General features: G+C 42.6%; 5 protein-coding genes and 1 pseudogene. 3 read left to right on the top strand and 3 right to left on the bottom strand.

The features are described from left to right. Both FC47_RS10645 and FC47_RS11065 read right to left on the bottom strand, forming a co-directional pair. Window positions 1-2176: serine-rich glycoprotein adhesin (locus tag FC47_RS10645; protein WP_155519180.1), on the bottom strand; the 2176-nt coding region annotated here is incomplete at its 3' end. A 447-nt stretch (window positions 2177-2623) separates the two neighbouring features. Then, window positions 2624-2989, bottom strand: a complete 366-nt coding sequence (locus tag FC47_RS11065) for a hypothetical protein (protein WP_270631744.1) — start codon at window positions 2987-2989, stop codon at window positions 2624-2626. A 10-nt stretch (window positions 2990-2999) separates the two neighbouring features. Between FC47_RS11065 and FC47_RS11060 the strand changes: the two genes are divergently transcribed. Further along, a complete protein-coding gene (locus FC47_RS11060) occupies window positions 3000-3242 on the top strand; it encodes a hypothetical protein (protein WP_056968766.1) in 243 nt (80 codons plus the stop codon). A gap of 189 nt (window positions 3243-3431) precedes the next feature. Then, window positions 3432-4682 carry a hypothetical protein gene (locus FC47_RS11055; RefSeq protein WP_056968765.1) on the top strand — a complete coding sequence of 417 codons (1251 nt, stop codon included), beginning with the start codon at window positions 3432-3434 and terminating at the stop codon, window positions 4680-4682. A 1163-nt stretch (window positions 4683-5845) separates the two neighbouring features. On the opposite strand, the pseudogene FC47_RS11050 reads toward FC47_RS11055, so the two are convergent. Then, window positions 5846-6091, bottom strand: a pseudogene (locus tag FC47_RS11050) (serine-rich glycoprotein adhesin); the annotation flags it as partial. Window positions 6092-6481: 390 nt separating this feature from the next. On the opposite strand from FC47_RS11050, the gene FC47_RS09745 reads away from it, so the two are divergent. After that, window positions 6482-7165: a TetR/AcrR family transcriptional regulator gene (locus FC47_RS09745; protein ID WP_056968764.1), complete on the top strand. Its 684-nt coding sequence runs from the start codon at window positions 6482-6484 to the stop codon at window positions 7163-7165. The last annotated feature ends 1363 nt before the right edge of the window (window positions 7166-8528 follow it).

Raw genomic sequence — 8528 nt, 5'->3', positions numbered from 1 at the left:
ATTCACTTGCACTCAGAGAAGCACTCGTCGATGCCGATTCACTTACGCTCTGTGATGCACTAGTTGAAGTCGATTCACTTACACTTTGAGATGCGCTCGTTGAGGCTGACTCGCTGGCGCTCAGAGATGCACTCGTGGATGCAGATTCACTTGCACTCAAGGATGCAGACTTGCTTGCGCTTTGCGATGCACTAGTGGATGCGGACTGACTTGCACTTACTGATGCAGACTTGCTTGCGCTTTGCGATGCGCTAGTGGAAGCTGATTGACTTGCACTTACTGATGCAGACTTGCTTGCGCTTTGCGATGCGCTAGTCGATGTGGACTGACTTGCACTTACTGATGCAGACTTGCTTGCGCTTTGCGATGCGCTAGTGGAAGCTGATTGACTCGCACTTACTGACGCAGACTTGCTTGCACTTTGCGATGCACTAGTTGATGCAGATTGACTTGCACTCGTTGATGCGGACTGACTCGCACTTACTGATGCAGACTTGCTTGTGCTTTGTGATGCACTAGTTGAAGCTGATTGACTTGCACTTACTGATGCAGACTTGCTTGCGCTTTGCGATGCACTCGTGGAAGCTGATTGACTTGCACTTACTGATGCCGACTTGCTTGCACTCTGAGATGCACTGATTGAAGCAGACTTACTTGCGCTTTGTGACAAACTCGTTGAAGCTTCTTGGCTAGCCGAGATACTCTGAGAATTGGATTGACTAACCTGCTTACTGGTTGAAACCGACTGACTATTTGAGGTCGACCGTGAAGCACTAGTACTTTGCTGCTTGCTGGTCGATTGTGATACTGAAGTACTGTTAGACTTGCTTGGCTCCGTACCAGAAACAGAATTTGTAAAGTAATTTCCTTCATTTAAGCGATTGGTATAGGAAACATAAGGGGCAATCGTATAATTCAGATTACTTGATGATTCATTATAATTAAAAGTAACCGTAATCTGTTCTGAAATTACTTTGTTTTTTCCATAATTATTGTATCGGGTGCTGCCATTAATGTTTTGGTAGGTTAAGCCTTGACCTTGGGCATCAAGATCGTAGAAGTCATAAGAATTACCACTCGTATTGTACAAATGTACGCCACTTGTCATGTTATAGACAGTATTACCGTTTGCATCCAGCGTTACCACTGAAGTGAGCGTTCCATTCGAGTAGCCGCTTCCCATATTGAAAGTTGCAGTCTTCGCGTAAATACTGTTACCAAAGTGGTAAACATCGGATCTCGATGCTGGACCAGCTGAAATTTCCCCGGTAATCGGATCCTTTAGCGTGTATGTAATAGTAAAGGAAACCGTTCCATTCAGATTATTGGTAACTTTAACGATGTAGTAAATAGGATTATTGGATACACTATCAGTCCCTTTACCATAGTACGTCACCGACAGACCATCGCTACTGATGATTGGCGTGCCATACGTGTTAGCCGTCGTATTCAATGCAGCAAACAGCCGCAACGTCAGCGCCCGAGCTTTAGCAACCGTTTGCGAAGCCGTCAAATCATTTGTAGCTGATGTTGACGTGGAAGTGCTGCTTTGTGCCTGACTTGCCGTTGACGTGCTCAACGATTCAGACAGACTGGCACTGGCATCTGACGTACTCGTGGATGCAGATTGGCTGGCCGAACCAGACTCGCTGGCTGCTGACTCAGAACTTGATGTCGATGCAGAAGTTGAACTCGATTTTGAAACTGCTGAATCAGAACCAGAAGTTGAGCTGCTGGTTGACGTCGAAGTTGATGCCAAACTGTTTGAAGTACTGATCGACGTTGAAACAGATGCTGACATTGAAGTCGAAGCGGATGCTGAACTGGAAGTTGATTCCGAAGTTGAGCCAACGACTTGTGATTCCGCGGTATCGGTCGTCTGCTGAACCTGCGTCGTATCAGCAGATGCATTACCTTGCAGCAGTGCCGTCGTTCCCAACACTGCCCCAAAAGCAGCCAATCCCTTAGCATAGGAATCGAGCGGCCCGCTTAGCGCGTCATCGTCAAATCCCTTCTCAAGCTTAATTTGATTAGCTGAAATCTCTTCTTTTTTGCCAAATTTCATCAGCGAAAAGAACCGGGACAGGCAACTCATCCAACCGCGGTGAGTCTTATAAAGCTTGACCTTACTTGCCTCTTTGGCTTCAGCATAGTCTCGATTGTTCGCTTTTTTCAATATAAACACCTCTCATGACTACTCTTTTCATCAAAATCCATTAATTTTGTATTTATCGTTTTATAACCATTTCCAGAAAATTGACGAACTGTTTTGAATATAATACAAGAGGTGAAGGGTTAAAATCTCTTATTTAAAGGATGTTACACACTTCTTGGCAAGGTTATATTAATCGGTTATTACAACACTTATATGCATAGAAATGCTTATTATATAGCGCTTTGTTATCGAATTTAGTTTCTTTAGCCAACTAAATGTTTACCTAAATTGGCCGAAATCATTTAAAATTTGGTCAAAAAACAATAAATATCTTATATCGATTTTATTTTTCAAGTGATATTTATATTAGTTTCCTATCAAAATTTATTATTCCTGTGATATATAAAAACGTTACAGTTATGGGTATTTCATCCATTCTGCAACGTTTTTTTCATTAATATTCTAAATTTAGTCTTCTTTTGATTGCTTTCGGCTCAATACAACTGCTGTTCCTGCGACCAGAGCTGACATTCCCAAAATACCGTTCATTAAATTATCAGAACCACTCAGTTGAGGGAGTTTCTCTGCTTGCTTTGAATTCACACTGTTATTTACCCGTTTGTTTCCAGCTTTGTCTAGCAATGACTTACCATTCCCATCATTTAAGTAAGCTTCCGAGTTTGAATCGATCGCACCACTATTCAAGATTGATTGACTCATGCTTTGCGATGCACTAGTTGAAACGGAATGACTTCTACTTGCGGAATTACTGATAGAAACTGATTTGCTTGCACTTTGAGAGCCGCTGCTTGAAGCCGATTCACTAGCACTCAAGGATGCACTCGTGGAAGCCGATTCAGTCACACTCAGCGATGTACTTGTTGAAGCCGATTCACTGGCACTCAGTGATGCACTTGTCGAGGCTGATTCACTTACACTCAGCGATGCACTTGTCGAGGCTGATTCACTTACACTCAGCGATGCACTTGTCGAGGCTGATTCACTCGCACTCAGCGATACACTTGTGGAGGCCGATTCACTCACACTCAATGAGGCACTCGTGGAAGCAGATTCGCTCGCGCTTTGAGATGCACTCGTTGACGCTGATTCACTGGCACTCAGTGATGCACTTGTTGATGCAGATTCACTCACACTCAGAGAAGCACTTGTTAATGCAGATTCACTCACACTCAGCGATGCACTGGTCGAAGCCGATTCGCTGACACTCAGCGATGCACTGGTCGAAGCCGATTCGCTGACACTCAGAGAAGCACTCGTGGAAGCTGATTCACTCGCACTCAAGGATGCACTTGTGGAAGCTGATTCACTCGCACTCAAGGATGCACTTGTGGAAGCTGATTCACTCACACTCAGAGATGCACTGCTTGAGGCCGATTCGCTCACACTCAAGGATGCACTTGTCGAGGCTGATTCACTCGCACTCAAGGATACACTCGTTGAAGCTGATTCACTCATACTCAGTGATGCACTAGTCGATGCCGATTCACTCACACTCAAGGATGCACTGCTTGAAGCCGATTCACTGGCACTCAGTGATGCACTGGTCGAAGCTGATTCACTCGCACTCAAGGATGAACTTGTTGAGGCCGATTCGCTCACACTCAAGGATGCACTCGTGGAAGCTGATTCACTCACACTCAAGGATGAACTTGTCGAGGCTGATTCACTTACACTCAGCGATGCACTTGTCGAGGCCGATTCGCTCACACTCAAGGATACACTGGTTGAGGCTGATTCACTCACACTCAGCGATGCACTGCTTGAAGCCGATTCACTGGCACTCAAGGATGAACTTGTTGAGGCAGATTCGCTCACACTCAAGGATGCGCTGCGTGATGCTGATTCACTCGCACTCAAGGATGCACTCGTGGAAGCTGATTCACTCACACTCAAGGATGAACTTGTCGAGGCTGATTCACTTACACTCAGCGATGCACTTGTCGAGGCCGATTCGCTCACACTCAAGGATACACTGGTTGAGGCTGATTCACTCACACTCAGCGATGCACTGCTTGAAGCCGATTCACTGGCACTCAAGGATGAACTTGTTGAGGCAGATTCGCTCACACTCAAGGATGCGCTGCGTGATGCTGATTCACTCGCACTCAAGGATGCACTCATGGAAGCTGATTCACTCACACTCAAGGATGAACTTGTCGAGGCTGATTCACTGGCACTCAAGGATGCACTTGTGGAAGCTGATTCACTCACACTCAAGGATGCACTCGTGGAAGCTGATTCACTCACACTCAAGGATGAACTTGTTGAGGCCGATTCACTGGCACTCAGAGATGCACTGCTTGAAGCTGATTCACTGGCGCTCAGGGATGCACTGCTCGAAGCTGATTCACTTACACTCAGCGATGCGCTGCTTGAGGCCGATTCACTTACACTCAGGGATGCACTTGTTGAGGCGGACTCACTCGCACTCAAGGATGCGCTGCTTGAGGCGGATTCACTTACACTCAAGGATGCACTTGTGGAGGCGGACTCAATGGCACTTTGAGATGCACTCGTTGAAATGGATTCACTGGCGCTTCGAGATGCAATTTCACTAACACTTTGACTAATCGAAAATGATACCGAGTTCGAATTACTGATAAATGTTGACTGTGATGCACTAGTCGATTGTGACATAGAAAGACTTTCCTCAAGAGTTGGCATTGAACCATGCGTCACCTCATCAAAAAAGTTAATCCGATCACTAAATATACCGGCAAAAGGTGCAATCGTAAAGCTTAAGTCTTTAGTTTCATCAACTTTGAAACTAATCGTAACCCTGGTACCAACTACCTGATTATCAGCATACTGCTGTGGAGTTATATAGTACACACTTTCATCATAATAATCGTATTTATTATCGCCCACGGTGTATATATTAACACTAGATCCTGTCTTTGTTCTCGTTCCATCAGCCGTAATCGCTTCAGAATATATCCCGGTAGGACTGGAGTAGGCATCCCCCATACTAAACGCTGGAATATAGTCAACGACCTTTTGATTCCATGCTTTATGATGACCACGACTAAAGAAAACTTGTTCTGCAGGTCCACCCTCAATCTCTCCAGTAATCGGATTTTTATAGGTCATAGTGATTCTAAAAGTAACGTTGCCAGAATGTTTGTTTATAGCCTCAATAATGTAGTAGATTGTGTGACCCGACTTATAATCATACCCCTTACCATAATAAGCCGTCGTCGAGCTATCGATCACAAATGGCGTGTCTGGATTAGGATACTCACTGTCAGTCGTTGCATTCAGTTGGGCAAATAGTTTCATCACCAGGTTTCGATTATCAGATACCAACGACTGACTTGCTTGAGTGGTCTGCGAATCAACCGCCGATGCACTAGTTGAACCTGACCACGATTCACTATCAACTTGACTACTCATCAACGAATCACTAGCAATTGATTGGCTATCAGAAGTTGATTGCATAGATGTTGATTCAGAAACTACTGAGTCCGAACCAGAAGTCGAACTGCTGGTTGACAATGATGACAAACTGTTTGAGGCACTAATCGACATCGAAACAGATTCTGAAGTTGACATCGAGCTAACCGTTGATTCCGAAGTTAAGCCAACAATCTGTGATTCTGCTGTACCAGTTGTTTGTTGCATCTGTGTCGTATCAGCATGTGCATTACCCTGTAGTAGCGTTGTTGTCCCCAAAATCGTACCAAAGGCAGCCAAACCTTTCGCATAAGCATCAATCGGGCCGCTTAATGCACTATCAAGCCCTTTTTCGCACTTAGTTTGGTTAGCTGAAACTTCCTCATTTTTACCAAATTTCATAAATGAAAAGACCCGCGAAAGGCAGCTCATCCACCCACGATGAGTTTTATAAAGTTTGACCTTACTACTTTCTTTTGCCTTCGCATAAGAAAAATCGTTCGTTTTCTTCAAATCAAACACCCCTAATACCTATTATTTTGTCAACTTTTTTCGCCTTTAAATTTATCATTATATAACCATCTTCACGAAAATTGACATAAGTTTAACTATATGATACAAAAAGTGTTGATTGAAATCTTGAAATAAACTCATCTTATACAGATCTTAGCAAGGTTAAATAAATAGATTATTACGTCATTAATATGTACAAAATAAAGAATTGGTGTCGTATTGTAACAACCGTTCATTTATAGAATTTACCAGTTGATCAATTAACGATACGATTAGTTTATTAAATAAAAGTTCCATCAAGATAAGTTGTGATTTCAATTAACTTTTCACTTGATATTTACACAAGCATACGTTTAAAATAAATTTCAGTTTAGATGTATCTGAAAGGATGAATCGATTATGACCGATATTCGCATTATCAATACTAAGAACCGCATTCGCATGGGGATGATCAATGCGCTGAAAGAAAAGCCATTGAATGAAGTTACTACGAAAGACATTATCGAAGCAGCTGAAGTCAGTCGTAAAACTTTCTACACCTACTATAATGACCAAAACGATCTGCTCTTCGAAATCGAAAATGCCATGATCTCAGATTTGGTTGAAGGCATGAAGAAAGACCGAGAAGCAGTTACTCAGCTTGACGACACTGCTGACCAAGTTGAAATTGCCAAGCTGGCCGACCAAGCCTTTGTCGAGACAGTCAAGGCCTGCTCTAAGCACCGCGAAGTTACCCGGATCTTGCTTTCTGCCAATGGTGACATTAACTTCCTTTCCAAAATCAAAAAGGCCGTTTATAAAGAACTCTTGGCACGGGCACCTAAACTGGTCGCAGCCAATGACCCATCCGTACAGAATCTTAAAAAACAGTTGCCAGTCCGGATTCCGCTTGACTACCTGTTTGAGATCTACGTCGGCTTGATGGTCAACATTATTCAACACTGGCTGACTTCTGAAGACCCAATCTCACAGCGTCAGGTTCGCGGAATTATGGGAGCTGCTCAGATTCTTTCACCACTGCAGCTATTAGCCTTCGCTGACTTGCCAGAAGATTTGAACGATATTGAAGACTACCAATTCTAAACATACATAAAAGAGCAGCCGCTTAATTGCAGCTGCTCCTTTTGTTATCTTAACTGATCATCGGCTAAATCGTTCAACTAGGCTAAATTATCGAAATTAAGTCAATTAAGCTTTTGAAATTCCTTGCTTTACCGCATTAACTTCCGAAACTCAGTGTATCTAACATATACTGTCTAAACTATCTCTCGTCATTTATAATAAGAATTAATGTAAGGCTTTTACATTAAACACTTAAGAAGGTGATAAGGCAATAACTGATGTGTATTCCTGTTTCCTTTTTAAAACTTTTTCAAGACTATTGACTGATTGGCGACCCAGCCGACAATGCTTATTCGCCTGCTGAAGCTCAATAGTGTCTAGCTTGGTTTCCCATGATGATCGAACCCAGCTCCCAAACGGTTTGTTCAAAGTGATTGATTAGAAATCGTCGAGACTCCCATAAATATTTTCCCTTTCTCTAATCTTTTCCTCAAGCTGGCCAGATTTCACTTGTTATACTCCCGCAATTATGAAGTCTGCTTCGGTTGATACCATGGAAATATCGACTTCCTATAACCAGTTATTTAACTTTCTTCCGCAACTGGCATTAACCGAATTTAGTTGAGATTCACAGGCTCGCTTTGCCGATACCTTTCAAAACAAGCGAAACGTACCTCTCCTTGTTTTAAATCCTCATATTGAAATGATTGGTGCCACAGTTAGTTTCATTTACCAATGAGGGCATGATTGGTTGGTTAAGTCCGCTTAGACATCGATCTCCTCTTAGTCTATACCTTTCGATTTTTATAGTGAATTAACTATGAGCGGCTTATCTCTTCGTTAAGGTCGAGAATCATTTTAATCAATCAGGTTCCGTATCCAGCTTGATTGAGCACCTCGTTGAAACATTTCTCGCTTTAGCAATCAGACGCAATCAAAAATCAGTCTATAATAGTAATAAAGACTGCCAGCTTTCCTGTTGCCTGGCAGTTTTTTTGTTTACCCATTTTTAAGCTGCTGACCGGAAATGTCGTTAATTTGCTTCGCCTGGTAAATCAGCAACACGCATTATGCAAAAAATCCTGCATAATGACATATGACAAAAATATCATTACCTACTTTTTCTAAAAATCGATGTATAAGTAGGTAAAAATCAATGTATATCGAGTTTGGGATCCCTAACATTACCTACTATTGGACAAAAATCCCATAATAGTAGGTAATTCACAAAGTCGATCTAGCCCAATCAACTTCTATCAGCGCCTAAATATACATCTTTACCTACTATTCGGAAAAAATCGATTTAAGTAGGTAAAGTTAAGCGAATTGAATATACACCTACCTACTTCTGGCTCAAAATCAGAGAGTGTCAATAATTTTGTGT

The sequence above is a fragment of the Limosilactobacillus mucosae DSM 13345 genome, from assembly GCF_001436025.1.
Lineage (GTDB): Bacteria > Bacillota > Bacilli > Lactobacillales > Lactobacillaceae > Limosilactobacillus > Limosilactobacillus mucosae.
The sequence above is the reverse complement of the archived record's forward strand: the minus strand, read 5'-3'. Positions and strand labels throughout refer to the sequence as shown.

What these genes read in the sequence shown, in the direction of transcription:
- FC47_RS09745 (WP_056968764.1), top strand. Translation starts at nt 6,482, where the DNA reads ATGACCGATATTCGCATTATCAATACTAAGAACCGCATTCGCATGGGG.